This is a genomic window from Pseudomonas sp. DCA-1 (genome assembly GCF_046523955.1).
Classification (GTDB): domain Bacteria; phylum Pseudomonadota; class Gammaproteobacteria; order Pseudomonadales; family Pseudomonadaceae; genus Aquipseudomonas; species Aquipseudomonas putida_Y.
Genome location: NZ_CP169881.1, coordinates 1,246,464 through 1,261,610, shown reverse-complemented (window position 1 = coordinate 1,261,610; position 15,147 = coordinate 1,246,464). Strand labels below are relative to the sequence as shown.

Annotated in this window: 20 protein-coding genes; 8 read left to right on the top strand and 12 right to left on the bottom strand. The window is 61.8% G+C overall.

What is annotated here, in order from left to right:
* Positions 1-44: 44 nt before the first annotated feature.
* The gene (locus ACE4QZ_RS06195; protein ID WP_172402786.1) at positions 45-626 is read left to right on the top strand and encodes a TMEM165/GDT1 family protein; all 582 of its coding nucleotides are present in this window, start codon (positions 45-47) and stop codon (positions 624-626) included.
* Positions 627-668: 42 nt separating this feature from the next.
* On the opposite strand, the gene ACE4QZ_RS06190 is transcribed toward ACE4QZ_RS06195, so the two are convergent.
* The 4 genes from ACE4QZ_RS06190 to ACE4QZ_RS06175 form a co-directional block, all read right to left on the bottom strand.
* On the bottom strand, positions 669-1,487 hold the full coding sequence (locus ACE4QZ_RS06190) for a M48 family metallopeptidase (protein WP_021783481.1): 819 nt from the start codon (positions 1,485-1,487) through the stop codon (positions 669-671).
* A 179-nt stretch (positions 1,488-1,666) separates the two neighbouring features.
* Positions 1,667-2,287: an SOS response-associated peptidase gene (locus ACE4QZ_RS06185; RefSeq protein WP_021783482.1), complete on the bottom strand. Its 621-nt coding sequence runs from the start codon at positions 2,285-2,287 to the stop codon at positions 1,667-1,669.
* Between the two features lie 15 nt (positions 2,288-2,302).
* Positions 2,303-2,563 (bottom strand): putative signal transducing protein, encoded by a 261-nt coding sequence (locus ACE4QZ_RS06180; RefSeq protein WP_021783483.1) that lies wholly within the window; start codon positions 2,561-2,563, stop codon positions 2,303-2,305.
* Positions 2,563-2,748 (bottom strand): CPXCG motif-containing cysteine-rich protein, encoded by a 186-nt coding sequence (locus ACE4QZ_RS06175; protein ID WP_010951999.1) that lies wholly within the window; start codon positions 2,746-2,748, stop codon positions 2,563-2,565. Before ACE4QZ_RS06175 ends, ACE4QZ_RS06180 begins: the two co-directional genes overlap by 1 nt.
* Positions 2,749-2,870: 122 nt before the next feature.
* On the opposite strand from ACE4QZ_RS06175, the gene ACE4QZ_RS06170 reads away from it, so the two are divergent.
* Entirely contained in the window at positions 2,871-4,040 is a 1,170-nt protein-coding gene (locus ACE4QZ_RS06170; RefSeq protein ID WP_014589682.1) for a 1-acyl-sn-glycerol-3-phosphate acyltransferase, read from the top strand.
* A gap of 35 nt (positions 4,041-4,075) precedes the next feature.
* Here ACE4QZ_RS06170 and ACE4QZ_RS06165 read toward each other — a convergent pair whose 3' ends face one another.
* Complete coding sequence (locus ACE4QZ_RS06165) at positions 4,076-4,336, bottom strand: hypothetical protein (RefSeq protein WP_021783484.1); 261 nt, start codon at positions 4,334-4,336, stop codon at positions 4,076-4,078.
* A 160-nt stretch (positions 4,337-4,496) separates the two neighbouring features.
* Between ACE4QZ_RS06165 and ACE4QZ_RS06160 the strand changes: the two genes are divergently transcribed.
* On the top strand, positions 4,497-4,703 hold the full coding sequence (locus ACE4QZ_RS06160) for a hypothetical protein (RefSeq protein ID WP_031322363.1): 207 nt from the start codon (positions 4,497-4,499) through the stop codon (positions 4,701-4,703).
* Between the two features lie 74 nt (positions 4,704-4,777).
* Here ACE4QZ_RS06160 and ACE4QZ_RS06155 read toward each other — a convergent pair whose 3' ends face one another.
* Positions 4,778-5,362, bottom strand: coding sequence for a YajG family lipoprotein (locus tag ACE4QZ_RS06155; RefSeq protein ID WP_021783486.1), 585 nt, complete (start codon positions 5,360-5,362; stop codon positions 4,778-4,780).
* A gap of 145 nt (positions 5,363-5,507) precedes the next feature.
* On the opposite strand from ACE4QZ_RS06155, the gene ACE4QZ_RS06150 reads away from it, so the two are divergent.
* Together ACE4QZ_RS06150 and mqo are read left to right on the top strand one after the other, a co-directional pair.
* Complete coding sequence (locus ACE4QZ_RS06150; RefSeq protein ID WP_028698060.1) at positions 5,508-5,741, top strand: hypothetical protein; 234 nt, start codon at positions 5,508-5,510, stop codon at positions 5,739-5,741.
* Positions 5,742-6,341: 600 nt separating this feature from the next.
* Positions 6,342-7,850, top strand: a complete 1,509-nt coding sequence (gene mqo, locus ACE4QZ_RS06145; protein WP_021783488.1) for a malate dehydrogenase (quinone) — start codon at positions 6,342-6,344, stop codon at positions 7,848-7,850.
* 159 nt (positions 7,851-8,009) lie between these two features.
* On the opposite strand, the gene ACE4QZ_RS06140 is transcribed toward mqo, so the two are convergent.
* From ACE4QZ_RS06140 to ACE4QZ_RS06125, 4 genes are all read right to left on the bottom strand, one after another.
* Complete coding sequence (locus tag ACE4QZ_RS06140; RefSeq protein WP_103463250.1) at positions 8,010-8,300, bottom strand: PA4642 family protein; 291 nt, start codon at positions 8,298-8,300, stop codon at positions 8,010-8,012.
* Between the two features lie 68 nt (positions 8,301-8,368).
* Positions 8,369-8,839 (bottom strand): hypothetical protein, encoded by a 471-nt coding sequence (locus tag ACE4QZ_RS06135; RefSeq protein WP_103443488.1) that lies wholly within the window; start codon positions 8,837-8,839, stop codon positions 8,369-8,371.
* 51 nt (positions 8,840-8,890) lie between these two features.
* Complete coding sequence (locus tag ACE4QZ_RS06130) at positions 8,891-9,364, bottom strand: WbuC family cupin fold metalloprotein (protein ID WP_021783491.1); 474 nt, start codon at positions 9,362-9,364, stop codon at positions 8,891-8,893.
* Positions 9,365-9,366: 2 nt separating this feature from the next.
* Positions 9,367-9,924: a hypoxanthine-guanine phosphoribosyltransferase gene (locus ACE4QZ_RS06125; protein WP_003247364.1), complete on the bottom strand. Its 558-nt coding sequence runs from the start codon at positions 9,922-9,924 to the stop codon at positions 9,367-9,369.
* 161 nt (positions 9,925-10,085) lie between these two features.
* Between ACE4QZ_RS06125 and upp the strand changes: the two genes are divergently transcribed.
* Complete coding sequence (gene upp / locus ACE4QZ_RS06120) at positions 10,086-10,724, top strand: uracil phosphoribosyltransferase (protein ID WP_003247366.1); 639 nt, start codon at positions 10,086-10,088, stop codon at positions 10,722-10,724.
* 2 nt (positions 10,725-10,726) lie between these two features.
* A complete protein-coding gene (locus ACE4QZ_RS06115; protein ID WP_021783492.1) occupies positions 10,727-11,992 on the top strand; it encodes a uracil-xanthine permease family protein in 1,266 nt (421 codons plus the stop codon).
* 35 nt (positions 11,993-12,027) lie between these two features.
* On the opposite strand, the gene hemH is transcribed toward ACE4QZ_RS06115, so the two are convergent.
* Positions 12,028-13,044 (bottom strand): ferrochelatase, encoded by a 1,017-nt coding sequence (gene hemH, locus ACE4QZ_RS06110; RefSeq protein ID WP_103463251.1) that lies wholly within the window; start codon positions 13,042-13,044, stop codon positions 12,028-12,030.
* Positions 13,045-13,057: 13 nt separating this feature from the next.
* The gene (locus ACE4QZ_RS06105; RefSeq protein ID WP_021783494.1) at positions 13,058-13,963 is read right to left on the bottom strand and encodes a TIGR01777 family oxidoreductase; all 906 of its coding nucleotides are present in this window, start codon (positions 13,961-13,963) and stop codon (positions 13,058-13,060) included.
* A gap of 186 nt (positions 13,964-14,149) precedes the next feature.
* Between ACE4QZ_RS06105 and ACE4QZ_RS06100 the strand changes: the two genes are divergently transcribed.
* Positions 14,150-15,136: an NAD(P)/FAD-dependent oxidoreductase gene (locus ACE4QZ_RS06100; protein ID WP_021783495.1), complete on the top strand. Its 987-nt coding sequence runs from the start codon at positions 14,150-14,152 to the stop codon at positions 15,134-15,136.
* Positions 15,137-15,147: the final 11 nt, after the last annotated feature.

Here is a 15,147-nt window from a genome sequence, read left to right as displayed (position 1 = left end):
ACGTGTCATAGCCGTGTCGACCCGCCCCCGTAGGAATCCTGATGCTGGAATCTCTGTTGGTCCCCACCGCTATCGTTGCCTTGGCCGAGATCGGCGACAAGACGCAACTGCTCGCACTCATTCTCGCTGCCCGCTTCCGCAAACCCTGGCCGATCATCGCCGGCATCATCGCCGCCACCCTGGCCAACCATGCCGCGGCTGGTGCCGTGGGGGCTTGGGTCGGCAGCTTCTTCAGCGAATCGGCGCTGCACTGGATCCTGGCCGCGAGCTTTACCGCCACCGCACTGTGGACCCTGGTGCCGGACAAAATGGATGACGACGAGAACCCGGCTCGCCGTTTCGGGCCGTTCCTGACGACACTGATTGCGTTCTTCCTGGCCGAAATCGGCGACAAGACCCAGGTCGCTACCGTGATGCTGGCCGCGCAGTATCCGCACCTGATCATGGTCATTATCGGCACTACCCTGGGCATGCTGATTGCCAACGTGCCGGTGGTGCTGGCGGGCAACTTCGCGGCTGACAAACTGCCGTTGACGCTGATTCGCCGCCTGGCGGCAACGGCGTTCTTCGTGCTGGCGATCGTGGCCGTCTATTCGGCAATGAAGACCAGTGGCTGGATTGGGTAAAGGGAAAGCGGGGGCTGCCATGCAGCCCCTGCATTCAGGCAGTTACGGTTTGGCTGCAGCCTGATACAGCGGCATCACCTTCGGAATCGCCGCCTGCAGCGAAGCAATGCGGCTCGCGGACGCCGGGTGAGTGCTCATGAACTCAGGCGGTGCACCTTCGGAAGCCTTGCTCATCTTGTTCCACAAGGTGATCGCGGCATTCGGGTCGTAGCCGGCACGGGCCGACAGCTCCAGGCCAATGAGGTCGGCCTCGTTCTCGTTGGCCCGGCTGTTGGGCAAGGTCATGGCGTAGTTCACCACCGTGTCGGCCATGGCCATGCTGCTCTGGCCGAGGCCGAAGATGGCACCGGCACCCTGGCGAGCCATTTCCACACCGTATGCCTTGGACATGGCCTCGCGGCTATGCTCACGCAAGGCGTGGGCAATCTCGTGCCCTACCACTGCGGCAATTTCCGCATCGGTGAGCTTGAGCTGATCGATCAGCCCGGTGTAAACGATGATCTTGCCGCCCGGGCCGCAGTTGGCGTTCAGTTCGTCACTCTTGATCACGTTGACTTGCCAGTCCCACTGCGCGGCATCCGGGCGGAATTTGGGCGCCTGGGCAATCAGGCGGTTGGCAATGGCCTGCACACGCCTGGCATCGGCACTGGACTTGTCGAGCACACCCTTGCTCGATGCTTCACCCAGGGTCTGCTGATACGACTGGGCGTACATCTGATTGACCTCGTCGGTCGAGAGCATGCTGAACATGTACTGCTGGCGCTCGACGCCAACAGCACCGCCGCTGGTGGTATTCACCGCCTGGCAGCCGGCCAGCAGGATGCCAGCACTCAACAGGCTGACGACAAAAGACTTACGCATGAAAACACTCCCTTTTTACATGCGCCGTATCCTAGGCCGAGTCGCCAGTGGCTGCCATAGCCGCAGGGAAGATTTTCGTCGCCTGTACCGATCCCTTCGCGGGCAAGCCCGTCCGCACAGGGGAACACGACCGTTGTAGGAGCGGGCTTGCCCGCCAAAGGACCGGCGCAGACAACCTATCAAGCCGGGGTCAAACACTCCGGCGCATCCAGCTTCGGGTCATTGACGAAATTGGCCAAGGCTCGCTCACGCAACGTCGCCGGCGGGCTGGCCAGCAGCTCGTGCAAACGGGCAACCGGCGTGTCCGGGTCAAGCCAGGCCGCCTGCCCCGCTTCGTCGAGGATGAGCGGCCGGCGCTGGTTCATGGCGGCCTGGGTCACCACCGCGCAACTCAGCCATACCTGGTCCTGCACCGGGTAGGCTTCCCAAACCGCCGCAAAGTACAACGACGCGCCCTCCCCCGGGGTCAACCAGAACGGGCGTTTGCGCACGTTGCCACGCCATTCGTAAAAGCCGTTGGCCGGCATCAGGCAGCGACGCTGGCGAAATGCATCGCGAAACATCGGTTGCTCGGCCAGCGTTTCGGCCCGGGCATGGGCGGGGGTACGGGACAGGTCGGTGAGCCAGGCCGGGGTCAACCCCCAGCGCGCCTTGGCCAGTTGCTGTTGGCCGTCAAGCTGACGCTGGATCAGCACCGACGCCCCAGGCGATATATTCCATTGGGCCGGCTGGCCGACGGGGAAGCCCGGCAGACTGGCAAGGGCCTGGGGCCAGCGAAACAGGGCGTAACGTCCACACATGGGCGAATTCAGAACCTAGCAGATCAAGGTACCGGGGACATCCTCCGGTTCGTCGCCAACCAATGGCTGGGCATCATTGTACGCATCGATCAGACGCCGTGCGCATTCGGCCTGCTCATCAGCGACAATGAGCCCCAGCAGCCCCTGCAAAGGCAGCTCGCCGGCGGCACCGAGCAGGTCACGGCCGACCACATGTACCTCGATCCCTTCGCTGGCAAGCATGCCCGCCAGCATTTGCGCCTCGAGCAGGCTTTCCGGTTCATAGATGCGCTGCATCAGGTGTCGTCCTCGCGGCGGACTTCAAGCATCCATTCGTCACCGTGCACCTGCAGAATGCACACCACAGGCTGGCAGCACACCTGGCAATCCTCGGTATAAACCTGGTCGCCAGCAGATAGATCGACGGTAGTTTCCACACGTTCGCCACAATAAGGGCAATCATAGAAGTCGGTTTCCAGCATCGCGGCCTCCGCAGTGACTTATGCGTATAATTGCCGGTCTGTTTACAGGGTCTGTGTGCGTCCGAGCCGTTTTTCGGAGCCCGTCCCTACCTTATTACCCTAGCCGTTTCCAACAAGAGAGCATGATGGGCGAATTCGATGCCATCCGACCGTACGACGACGCTGAGGTCCCTGCCGTTCTGGCACGCCTGCTCAGCGACCCGGCATTCCTCGATATCCTCACCCACTTCCGCTTTCCGCGGGCGGCCGGTGCTCTCGGCTGGTTGCTCAAGCCCTTGATTGCACGCCGCCTGCGCAAGGAATTCGCCGGCGTTACCTGTGTCTCGACCTTGCAGGACAAAGTCGAGTACTACGTCGACCAGACCATCGATCGCGCCACCGACGGCGTCACCTACTCGGGTGTGGAACAGCTCAAGGCCGGCACCGCCTACCTGTTCCTGGCCAACCACCGTGACATCGTCATGGACCCGGCCTTCGTCAACTATGCGGTGTACCACGCCGGCCTGCCCACGCCGCGCATCGCCATTGGCGACAACCTGCTGCAAAAGCCCTTTGTCAGCGACATGATGCGCCTGAACAAGAGCTTCATCGTGCACCGTTCGATCAGCGGGCGACGCGAAAAACTGGCTGCTTACCAACTGCTATCGGCCTACATCAACCACTCGATCCGTAACGATGCCACCTCGATCTGGATCGCCCAGGCCGAAGGTCGGGCCAAGGACGGTGACGACCGCACCGACTCGGCGATCCTCAAGATGTTCCACATGAGCCGCAAGGACGAGCCGTTCGGTGCAGTGATCCAGAGCCTGAACCTGACCCCGGTGTCGATCAGCTACGAGTACGACCCGTGCGACCAGGCCAAGGCCCGGGAGCTGTACATCCGCGCCACCACCGGCACCTACAAGAAGGCGCCGGGCGAAGATGACAACAGCATTGCCAAAGGCATTACCGGCTACAAGGGCCGCGTGCACATCAACTTTGCGCCGCCAGTAACCGAATACCACGAAGACACCAAGCAGCTGGCTGCGGAGATCGACCGGCAGATTCTGGGGGGCTACCGACTGTTCCCGGTGCATTACCTGGCGTATGCGATGTGGGAGGGCAAGGACGAAGCCCTGCAGGTGCCAAGCGCTGAGAAGGTGTTCCCGGCGGATGAGCTGGCCAAGGCCAAGGAAGAATGGCAACGGCGTCTGGATGCCTGCCCGCAAGAGCAGCGGCCTTACCTGGTGTTGCAGTATGCGACGCCGGTGCGCAACCAGTACCAGGTCAGACAGCAGGCACCTGTAGCCTGATCAGGTTCGGGGCTGCCTTGCGGCCCCGATGGTTCTCAGACCCAGGTGCTGAACCAGGACAGCAGCAGCGCCATCGCCAGGCACGAAAAGCCAAGAATGTAGAAGTATTTCGGCACCCGAAGGTCGAACGCGTCCACGACCCCCTCGTCTGCTGCCATGTACTCGCGGGTTTCGGCCTCGCGCCGCCGAGCACTGTGCAGCAGCAAACCGCCCGGGCAGGTCAGCAGCAGCGCCAGCAGGTTGATCAGCTTGGTGGGGTGGGCGGCCAGGAACCCCCAGAGCACTTGCAAGGACATCACGCAACCTCGGTGTGAGCAACGGCAAAGGCCAGCATTCTACCCAAGTCGCACCTTGGTGCCCGGCCTTGGCGACAAACTGTCATTAAATTTCATCTGTCATCCGCTCGTCATCAATACAGGCGACCCTGTCGGCCTTTTCATGGCCCGGAGCCTTTTCATGTTGCACGCCGAAAACCAGGACCGCCTCTACCTCGTTGCCCAGAGCGATGAACAACAGGCGTTGATCGATGGTTTTGCCATCAATGTGCAGGATCGCCAGTGGCTGGTCTACTGTGCGCTTGGCGGGCACGCGCATGAGGATTTGCCCGAAGTGCATGCAGGCACAGGATTCAGCTTGCTGGATTTCCACATAGAAGCTGCGTGAGCCTGCGCCGACCGGACAATAAAAAACCCGCGGCCTGTCACTCAGGCAGCGGGTTTTCTTGTACAACCTGAAGCTTACTGACCGAGCACCTGCCCGATGCTCGGGTCCTTGAACAGGCGGGTCAGGGCATCGCTCAGCACATCACCCACCAGCTGGTTATTGGTGTCCTGATTCGGCGCCATGCCGAAACGCTGGTCCAGCGAAGCGCCATAACGGCCGCTGTAACGGCGGCCACCATTGGTCACATCAGCACGGAAGGTGGCGCCGATGGTGGCCTCGGTCACGTAAAGGTTGTCTTTGGGCGACTGGTACTTCAGCTCAGCCAGGGTCACGGTCAGCTGCGGTGCATTGCCGGCGTTCGGGGTCGGGGTGAAGCCGAGCAGGCGCACAGCCGCTTCAGCCTGAGCCTGCAGCTTGGGCACCACGTCATTACCGCTGACACTGATGGTGCTGGTCTCGGGGTACATGCCACCGCGGGTACCCAGGGACTGCGAAGGCCGCCCATCCACTACCCGGACCACTACCGGCTGGCCATGGCCGACCGGGGCCAGCTGGGCCTTGAGCGTGGGTTGCGGATTGAGTTGTTGCGGGCTGTGGGCACAACCGACCAGGCTGAGGCTGGCCACGGCGATCAAACCGAACAACAGACGTTGCAACATGCGCGTTTCTCCAGAAAATGCGGCAAAGGCCCACAGTATACCCAGCCAGGCACAGACCAGTCATCGGCCCGCCCCGGTTGTCACAATCGTTTCATGGCCACTCCCTTATCCTTGCGCCAAGCCCTAACGCAAAGGACTCGCCGCCATGGCCTCGCTCTGGACTCTGCTCTTCCAACGGCCGCGCCACAACGCTTATGCCCGCCTTGACGCTGATGGCAAATGCCTGGCCTTCAAGCAATGCAGCCAGGCACCAAGCGGCATCGACTGGGTGCAGGTCAGCGAAATTCAGCTAGCCTGGCTGGGGCGCGAGCTGCCCATCGAAGCCCGGGTTTGCGCCCGCGCAAGCCGCCGTTGGCACCAGCGCCTCCTCGCTGTCTGACAAACGCTGCAATAAAAACCACGAATGGCGACATTTCTGCCCGCGACATCGCTATAATCTCCCCCCGATTATAAGGACGTCTCCTGATCGGGCCCCGCATCCGCCGATTGACCCCGGCAACTTCACCGCTTCGCCCACAGAGAGCCTTCCACTCAGGTCTTGCATCGGCTGTCGTGCCTGTTTTTCCGGCCCTTCACACTGCATGAACCTGCGGGTTGCCATCGCGCAGTCCCCTTTTGAGGTTCACGTCTCCAAAAGAGCGTGAAAAAACGGTTTTCACAACTTCACAAGAGTGTGGCGAGCAAATGAACAGTCTGGCATGTGCAAAAGCGGCAGATGTGTCCCGAACAGCCCTGAACAGGCGGCAGATGCGCTCATCCTGTATGAGTGTCTGAACCGTTCCATAACGCACGCACGACACCTTGACCATAAGTCGAATTGCCGCACCTGTGGCAAACGGCGTTCAATACCCGAACCCGAAGACTGATTGGCGGTGTCCGCGGAAGTTGCAAGAACTGCGAAAAGTCGGACATGGCGACCCTGGCAACCCCAGGTCCTATGCTGTCAATTAGGTAGCTGTAGATTGTGGAGACGCGTTAAATGGCGCAGAACGAATCGGTTGATGTGGTACTGGTAGGCGCGGGCATCATGAGTGCCACCCTGGCCGTACTGCTGAAGGAGCTTGACCCGACCCTGAAGCTTGAGGTCGTCGAGGCGATGGACTCCGGGGCCGCGGAAAGCTCCAATCCCTGGAACAACGCAGGCACCGGCCACGCCGGTCTGTGCGAGCTGAACTACACGCCGCAGGCCGCCGATGGCAGCATCGACATCAAGAAGGCCGTGCACATCAACACCCAGTTCGAGGTTTCGCGCCAGTTCTGGGCCTACCTGTGCAAGAAGGGCAACTTCGGCTCGGCGCGTGCCTTCATCAACCCTGTCCCGCACCTGAGTTATGTCGAGGGTGACAAGGGTGTTTCCTTCCTCAAGAAGCGCTTCGAGCTGCTCAAGCAGCACCATGCCTTCGCCGAGATGGAATACACCGAAGACAAGGCCGTGATGAACGACTGGATGCCGCTGATGATGCCTGGCCGCCCGGCCGACCAGCACATCGCCGCTACCCGCGTGGCCAAAGGCACCGACGTGAACTTCGGCGCACTGACCAACAAGCTGCTCAAGCTGCTGGGCGACTCGCCGGACGCGCAGGTCAAGTACAGCAAGAAGGTTGTCGGCCTGCGCCGTAACGGCAGCGGCTGGACCGTGAGCATCAAGGACGTCAACAGCGGCGGCAGCCGTGAAGTCGACGCCCGCTTCGTCTTCCTCGGCGCTGGTGGCGCGGCTCTGCCGCTGCTGCAGTTGTCCGGCATTCCGGAAAGCAAAGGCTTCGGCGGCTTCCCGGTCAGCGGCCAGTGGCTGCGCTGCGACAACCCGGAAATCGTCAAGCAGCACCAGGCCAAAGTGTATAGCCAGGCCGCCGTAGGCGCCCCGCCGATGTCGGTACCGCACCTGGACACCCGCGTCGTGGACGGCAAGACTTCGCTGCTGTTCGGCCCCTATGCCGGCTTCACCACCAAGTTCCTCAAGCACGGCTCGCTGATGGACCTGCCGCTGTCGGTGCGCATGGGCAACATCGGCCCGATGCTGGCTGTGGCCCGCGACAACATGGACCTGACCAAGTACCTGGTCAGCGAAGTGATGCAGTCGATGGAGCAGCGCCTGGAAGCCCTGCGTCGCTTCTATCCGCAGGCCAAGGCCGAGGACTGGCGCCTGGAAGTGGCTGGTCAGCGTGTGCAGATCATCAAGAAAGACCCGAAGAAAGGCGGCGTGCTGCAGTTCGGTACCGAGCTGGTCTCGGCCCAGGACGGCAGCCTGGCCGCACTGCTCGGCGCATCGCCGGGTGCCTCGGTAACCGTATCGATCATGCTGGAACTGATTGAGCGCTGCTTCCCCGAGCAGGCCAAGGGTGCCTGGGCTGCCAAGCTCAAGGAAATCTTCCCGGCTCGCGAGAAGACCCTGGCAACCGATGCTGCGCTGTACCACAAGATCAGTGCCGATAACGACGCGGCCCTGGACCTGGCAGAAAGCAGCCCGGCGGCCAAGCATTACGCCTGAACTGCCTGCTAACGAAAAAACGCCCCTCGGGGCGTTTTTTTGTGCCTGGGTGTTTGTCAGCCTGTGCCGGCCCTTTCGCGGGTAAACCCGCTCCTACAAGGACCGCATATCCTTTGTAGGAGCGGGTTTACCCGCGAAAGGGCCGGGACAGGTTACCAATCAGCCACGGGCTTTATCGATGATCTCGATGTACTCAGGTGCATTGCGCTGGTCGGCAATCTGCTCGACGAAGGTTTTGCCGTGCTCGTCCTTGCCATCCAGGTCCAGGCCAGCTTCGACGAAGAAGCCTACAAAGCGCTCGAAGTCGTCAACGCGCAGGCCACGGTAGGCCTTGACCAGCTTGTGCAGCGACGGCGAAGTCACACCATCGGCCGGCTCGAACTGAAGGAACGACTTGACGTAGTCGTCGCTGATTTCGTCACCGATTACCTGTTTCTTGTCTTTACGCATTGCCGACTCCAACTGGACCATCACTGAATTTCGAAGGCCGGCAGTTTACCCCCCGCAGGCTTCGCGCCTCAACGCGTACGTACCGTCCCGGTGTGCAGGTCGGCCCAGATGTGGCCGTTGCCGTAAGTCAGAAACTGCACGTACAGGGTTTCGTTACGCAGCAGGTCCATGACCACCCGGTAGTTGCTGACCGGGTAATTCAGGCTCAAGGTACGGGTTTTATCGTCATACACTGGCTTTTTCAGGCTTTTGGCTGCCTCACCATCGAACGTCAGCAGCACCTGGGCAATGGTCGCACCCTTGCTCAGCGGCTTGCCCTTCAGACGCACCTGCAATGACGATGTGATCGGGATCGGTTGCTGATCGGACTGGCGCTGGGCCCCTACGACCACCGAATAGTCAGTCACCTGCAGCAATTGCTGGCTGGTCGGCGCTTCCTGGCGCAGGGACTGGTCATCAGGTGGCAGGAACTGACTGTGCAGCGGTGCGGCAGCGAGCGGCATACTGACCGCCAGCAGGAGGGGAAGAATCGCACGCATGTGAGGCTCCTTGTCTGAAGGAGCACTCTAGCACGCCGGGTACAGCCGATATCAATCGAACTGCGCGCGCATCCAGGCCTGGTAATCGGCCACACCGGCTTCACCCTCGCGCGGCGCCCAGTGTGCGTGCTCACCCTCGCCCACCGGTCGGTATGGCCCAGCCTTGCACTCGAACAACATACTGTCCGGCTCCAGCACCACCAAGCCATGGTAGGTACCAGGCGCCAGATCCACCCCCAGACAGTCGCCACCGGCCTGCAGCACCCGCTTGTCAGTGACCGCGCCTTGCTCATCGAAGATCAACAGGCCAAAGCGCCCCTTGAGCGCTATCAAGGTTTCAGCCTTGTCGGCGCTCAAATGGCGATGCGGCGGAATGTAGGTGCTCGGTTGCAGTCCGACCGCCATGCGATGGCACGGCTCTTCCATTTCGTGGAAGGTGTGATGCTGCCGCCCGCGCGGGTTGGCAGTAGCCTTTTCGGCCAGCCCGGCGAACAGCGATTGGTCGATGAACGCAGGCTGGCGCACGGTTACAGCCCCTTTACGGCGAAGATGCCGTTAGCGTTGCGCCAGTAACCTTTGTAGTCCATGCCGTAACCGAAGATATAGCGATCAACGCAAGGCAGGCCCACATAGTTGGCCTTGAGGTCAGGGCTTGCCTTGCGGTCGTGGTCCTTGTCGATCAGCACAGCGGTGTACACCGAGCGGGCGCCGGCATGCTTGCAAAACTCGATGATGGCGCTGAGGGTGTGCCCTTCGTCGAGGATATCATCGACGATCAACACGTCACGGTCGATGAACGACACTTCCGGCTTGGCCTTCCAGAAAAGCTCGCCACCGCTGGTCTGGTTGCGGTAGCGGGTAGCGTGCAGGTACGAAGCTTCCAGCGGGAACTGCAGGTGGGTCAGCAGTTTGCCGGAGAAGATCAGGCCGCCGTTCATCACGCAGAACACAACCGGGTTCTTGTCGTGCAGGTCCTTGCAGATCTGCTCGCCGACTTTGGCGATGGCCGCTTCGACTTCGGCTTCGGTGTACAGGCAGTCAGCTTCACGCATGACTTGACGGATATGCTCGAGATCGGCGGACATGGCGCTCTCCGGGGGTGCATTTTGGAAAAGCGGGCAAAGGTACGCATCCGCTCGTCACAGATCAAGCATTTATGGACTAACGTCCAGAATGACCAGACGACAGCACAGGCTGAATAGATTAATCTAGCGCGGTTTTTTTGCCCGCCTTTCGGAGCCCCCCTATGCCCACTCGTGAGATCCGCCATCCGCTGATCCGCCACAAGCTCGGCCTGATGCGCCGTGCCGATATCAGTACCAAAAACTTTCGCGAACTCGCCCAGGAAGTCGGCGCGCTCCTGACGTATGAAGCCACCCAGGACCTGCCCCTCGAAACCTACGAGATCGACGGCTGGTGTGGCAAGGTCTCGGTTGAAAAAATCGCCGGCAAGAAGATCACTGTAGTGCCGATCCTGCGCGCCGGCATCGGCATGCTCGACGGCGTGCTCAGCCTGATTCCGGGTGCCAAGGTCAGCGCCGTCGGCGTTGCCCGTAACGAAGAAACCCTCGAAGCCCATACCTACCTGGAAAAGCTCGCGCCGGACATCAACCAGCGCCTGGCCCTGATCATCGACCCGATGCTGGCCACCGGCGGCTCGATGGTTGCCACCATCGACCTGTTGAAAAAGGCCGGCTGTAAAGAGATTCGCGCCATGGTCCTGGTCGCCGCGCCAGAAGGCATCGAGGTGGTGGAAAAAGCCCACCCGGACGTGAAGATCTACACCGCCTCGATCGACCAGCGCCTGAACGAACACGGCTACATCGTGCCTGGCCTGGGCGATGCCGGTGACAAGATCTTCGGCACCAAGCAAAAGGACGCCTGACCATGCAGGACGGCTTCAACGACCCGCTCTGGCGCCAGGTCGTTTCGGGCGCGCAGATGCTCTTCGTGGCATTCGGCGCGCTGGTGCTGATGCCCCTGATCACCGGCCTCGACCCGAACGTCGCGCTGTTCACCGCCGGCATCGGCACGCTGCTATTCCAGCTGGTCACCGGTCGTCAGGTACCCGTGTTCCTGGCCTCGAGCTTTGCCTTCATTACGCCGATCATCCTCGCCAAAGGCCAGTTCGGCCTTGCCGAGACCATGGGTGGTGTAATGGCTGCTGGCTTCGTGTACACCTTCATGGGGCTGATGGTCAAAGTCAAAGGCACCGGTTTCATCGACCGCATGCTGCCGCCGGTAGTGATCGGCCCGGTGATCATCTCCATCGGCCTGGCCATGGCACCGATCGCCGCCAACATGGCGATGGGCAAAGGTGGGGACGGTACAGCACTGATGCCGTACAAGACGGCCATGCTGATCTCGATGCCAGCGCTGCTGACAACCTTGATCGTTGCCGTATTCGGCAAAGGTATTTTCCGCCTGGTTCCCATCATCTCCGGCGTGCTGGTGGGCTTTGCCCTGTCGTTCGCCTTTGGCGTAGTCGACACCGCCAAGATCGCTGCCGCACCGTGGCTGGAAATCCCCAATTTCACCGCCCCTGCGTTCAACTGGCAGGCCATTCTGTTCATCGTCCCGGTTGCTCTGGCGCCGGCGATCGAGCACATCGGCGGGGTGATCGCAGTGGGCAGCGTGACCGGCCGTGACTACCTGAAAAAGCCCGGCCTGCACCGGACTTTGCTGGGCGACGGCCTGGCCACCACTGCTGCCGGCCTGTTCGGCGGCCCGCCCAACACCACCTACGCCGAAGTGACCGGCGCGGTGATGCTGACCAAGAACTACAACCCGAAGATCATGACCTGGGCGGCGGTCTTCGCCATTACCCTGGCCTTCATCGGCAAGTTCGGCGCGCTGCTGCAGAGCATCCCGGTGCCGGTGATGGGCGGCATTTTGTGCCTGCTGTTCGGCTCAATTGCAGCGGTGGGCATGAACACCATGATCCGCCACCAGATCGACCTGGCCGAAGCACGCAACCTGGTGATCGTCTCGGTGACATTGGTGTTCGGTATCGGCGGCGTGCTGATCGGCAGCGGTGACGGTCCGGATGACTGGGGCCTGAAGGGCATCGCCCTGTGCGCCATTGTGGCTATTGCCCTGAACCTGATTCTGCCGGGCAATGATGGCTGGAAGCACAAGAAGCTGGATGTATAACCGGTCGGAAGGGGCCGCCACACGGCCCCTTTGATTCAGGCCTTTTCACACATATCAGCCAACACCCTGACCCACTCCGGGTGATCATTCAGGCACGGCACCAGCACCAGCTCCTGGCCGCCAGCCTCGACAAACTGCTCGCTGCCACGCATGCCAATCTCTTCCAGCGTCTCGATGCAATCCGCCACAAACGCAGGGCACATCACCAGCAGCTTCTTCACCCCGGCCTTGGCCAGCTCATCCAACCGCGTCTCTGTGTAAGGTTCGATCCACTTGTCCCGCCCCAGCCGCGACTGGAACGATACCGACCATTTGCCATCAGGTATGCCCATGCGCTGCGCAAAGGCCTTGGCCGTAGCCAGGCATTGCCCGCGATAGCAAACCGAACGTACTTCGGCGGGTGCACCGTGGCAGCAATCGGCAGCACGCAGGTCGTGCTTGACCCCCTTCGGAAACAGCTTCTTCAGGTGCCGTTCCGGCAAGCCATGAAAGCTCAGCAGCAGGTGGTCGTAACCCTGCTCCAGGTACGGCCGGGCGCTGGCTGCCAGCGCCTCGATGTACGCCGGGTGCTCGTAGAACGGCTGCAACACGCGCATCTGCAACGGCAACTGCCGCTCGCTGACCGTCTGTTTTGCCTGCTCGACCACAGTGGTCACCGTACTGTCGGCGAACTGTGGATAAAGCGGTGCCAAAGTCACCTTGCGCACACCTTGAGCGGCCAACCGCGCCAACACATCAGGCAAGGCCGGCTGGCCGTAGCGCATGGCAATTTCCACCGGGCCATGGGGCCAGTGCTCGACCATCGCGGCCTGCAGGCGACGGGTCAGCACAACCAAAGGCGAGCCCTCCTCCCACCAGATCGAAGCGTAGGCATGTGCCGACTGCTCCGGGCGCTTGACCAGGATCAGTGACACCAGCAAGCGCCGCACCGGCCACGGCAGGTCGACCACGTACGGGTCCATGAGGAACTGGTTGAGGTAGCGGCGCACATCGGCCACCGAGGTGGAGGCCGGGGAACCCAGGTTGACCAGCAGCAGGGCGTGATCGGTCATGCAGCGTCCTATGTCAGAGGCGACTGGACAGGTTGTCCAGCGCCGATTGCAGATCGTTGAAGCGGAAGGTGAAGCCGGCTTCCAGCAAGCGTACCGGGCGCGCCCGCTGGCCTCCCAGCAGCAAGGTCGACATCTCGCCAAGGCCCGCCTTGAGCAGCAATGCCGGCACTGGCAGCAGCGCCGGCCGATGCAGGGCACGGCCCAGTCGCCTGGCAAACTCACGGTTGCGCACAGGCTCCGGGGCACAAGCATTATAAGGACCGCTGGCATCCTTGTGCTGCAAGAGAAAATCAATCAGGGCGACCTGGTCATCTATATGAACCCATGGCATCCACTGACGCCCGTTGCCCAAAGGCCCGCCCAGCCCCAGCTTGAAGGGCATGCGCAGGCGCGACAAAAAGCCGCCGTCACTGGCCAGCACCAGGCCGGTACGTACCAGTACCACGCGGATCCCCTGTGCTTGCGAACGCTGGGCGGTCTCTTCCCAGGCAATGCACAACTGGCTGGCGAAATCTTCACGCACCGGGGGTGAAGCCTCGGTCAGTTCACGTTCGCCGCCGTCTCCGTACCAACCTACCGCAGAGCCGGAGATCAACACCTCCGGGCGCTGCTCACGGGTGCCCAGCCAAGCCAGCAATTGCTCGGTAAGGGTGACACGGCTGGCCCACAACAAGTTGCGCCGGGCGGCCGTCCAGGGCCTGTCGGCAATCGGCGCACCGGCAAGGTTGACCACCGCATCAAGATGATCATCGGCCTCCAGCTGCTCCAGGCGGGCGATGCCACGTACCCCGCTACCACAAATCTTCGCCACCTGTTCAGGACGCCGGCTCCAAACCGTAAGCCGATGCCCTTGGCCAAGCCAGTACTGGCATAGATGCTTGCCAATCAAACCGGTGCCACCTGTCAGCAATATATGCATGGCTGTGTCCTCGCAGAGTGCGGCGGTGGTCTATTTTTAACATCAAGGCACTTTCTTGACCCGACGCTCTCGGATAAACATAGGCCAACCTGTTCGCCACACGGAATAACCTTATACATAATTTGTGCATTGTACAGGTTTGCCTGACAGCGTAGTCTGCTCACAGCAAGGTTTGAAGAGGCCATCATGACAGTACCTATCGCCATCATCGGGGCCGGCATCGCCGGCTTGTCAGCCGCCCAGGCCTTGCAGAAGGCCGGGCAATCCGTGCACTTGTTCGACAAAGGCCACGGCAGTGGCGGGCGCATGGCCAGCAAGCGCAGCGAGGCCGGCGCGCTCGACCTCGGAGCCCAATACTTCACGGCCCGTGACCGTCGCTTTGTCGATCAGGTGCAGCAATGGGTGGCCGCTGGCTGGGCCGAGCAGTGGAAGCCTCAGCTGTACAACTACCTTGATGGCGAACTCACCCCCTCCCCCGACGAGCAGACGCGCTGGGTGGGCGTGCCACGCATGAGCGCCATCACCCGAGGCTTGCTCAAGGACGTCACCGTCAACTTCGGCTGCCGCATCGCGGAAGTGTTTCGCGGCAAGCAGTACTGGCACCTGCAGGACACCGAAGGTTGCAGCCACGGCCCCTACAGCCGTGTAGTGATCGCCGTCCCGGCACCGCAGGCCACGCCACTTCTGGCCGCCACACCGAAGCTGGCTGCCGTGGCCGCTGGCGTGCAAATGGAACCTACCTGGGCCGTCGCCCTTGCCTTCGAGGCACCGCTGGATACGCCAATGCAAGGCTGCTTCGTGCAGGACAGCCCGCTGGGCTGGCTGGCCCGCAATCGCAGCAAGCCCGGCCGCGATGAGCACCTGGACACATGGGTACTACACGCCACGTCAGACTGGAGCCGGCAGCACATCGACCTGCCCAAGGAAGAAGTCATCGAACAGCTGTGGGGCGAATTCGCCGAGCTGGTCGGCTGCGTGGTACCGCCGCCCACCTTCGCCCTCGCCCACCGCTGGCTCTATGCCCGCCCCAGCAGCAACCATGAGTGGGGGGCACTGGCGGATGCTGACCAAGGCTTGTACGCCTGTGGGGACTGGTGCCTGTCCGGCCGCGTCGAGGGCGCCTGGCTCAGTGGCCAGGAAGCAGCTCGGCGCTTGCTCGAACACCTTGAGTGATGCAGAACTAT

Coding starts and splice junctions, on each gene's coding strand:
- ACE4QZ_RS06190 (WP_021783481.1), bottom strand. CDS start 1,487: ATGCGTAAGTCTTTTGTCGTCAGCCTGTTGAGTGCTGGCATCCTGCTG.
- ACE4QZ_RS06185 (WP_021783482.1), bottom strand. CDS start 2,287: ATGTGTGGACGTTACGCCCTGTTTCGCTGGCCCCAGGCCCTTGCCAGT.
- ACE4QZ_RS06180 (WP_021783483.1), bottom strand. CDS start 2,563: ATGCAGCGCATCTATGAACCGGAAAGCCTGCTCGAGGCGCAAATGCTG.
- ACE4QZ_RS06175 (WP_010951999.1), bottom strand. CDS start 2,748: ATGCTGGAAACCGACTTCTATGATTGCCCTTATTGTGGCGAACGTGTG.
- ACE4QZ_RS06170 (WP_014589682.1), top strand. CDS start 2,871: ATGATGGGCGAATTCGATGCCATCCGACCGTACGACGACGCTGAGGTC.
- ACE4QZ_RS06165 (WP_021783484.1), bottom strand. CDS start 4,336: ATGTCCTTGCAAGTGCTCTGGGGGTTCCTGGCCGCCCACCCCACCAAG.
- ACE4QZ_RS06160 (WP_031322363.1), top strand. CDS start 4,497: ATGTTGCACGCCGAAAACCAGGACCGCCTCTACCTCGTTGCCCAGAGC.
- ACE4QZ_RS06155 (WP_021783486.1), bottom strand. CDS start 5,362: ATGTTGCAACGTCTGTTGTTCGGTTTGATCGCCGTGGCCAGCCTCAGC.
- ACE4QZ_RS06150 (WP_028698060.1), top strand. CDS start 5,508: ATGGCCTCGCTCTGGACTCTGCTCTTCCAACGGCCGCGCCACAACGCT.
- mqo (WP_021783488.1), top strand. CDS start 6,342: ATGGCGCAGAACGAATCGGTTGATGTGGTACTGGTAGGCGCGGGCATC.
- ACE4QZ_RS06140 (WP_103463250.1), bottom strand. CDS start 8,300: ATGCGTAAAGACAAGAAACAGGTAATCGGTGACGAAATCAGCGACGAC.
- ACE4QZ_RS06135 (WP_103443488.1), bottom strand. CDS start 8,839: ATGCGTGCGATTCTTCCCCTCCTGCTGGCGGTCAGTATGCCGCTCGCT.
- ACE4QZ_RS06125 (WP_003247364.1), bottom strand. CDS start 9,924: ATGTCCGCCGATCTCGAGCATATCCGTCAAGTCATGCGTGAAGCTGAC.
- upp (WP_003247366.1), top strand. CDS start 10,086: ATGCCCACTCGTGAGATCCGCCATCCGCTGATCCGCCACAAGCTCGGC.
- ACE4QZ_RS06115 (WP_021783492.1), top strand. CDS start 10,727: ATGCAGGACGGCTTCAACGACCCGCTCTGGCGCCAGGTCGTTTCGGGC.
- hemH (WP_103463251.1), bottom strand. CDS start 13,044: ATGACCGATCACGCCCTGCTGCTGGTCAACCTGGGTTCCCCGGCCTCC.
- ACE4QZ_RS06105 (WP_021783494.1), bottom strand. CDS start 13,963: ATGCATATATTGCTGACAGGTGGCACCGGTTTGATTGGCAAGCATCTA.
- ACE4QZ_RS06100 (WP_021783495.1), top strand. CDS start 14,150: ATGACAGTACCTATCGCCATCATCGGGGCCGGCATCGCCGGCTTGTCA.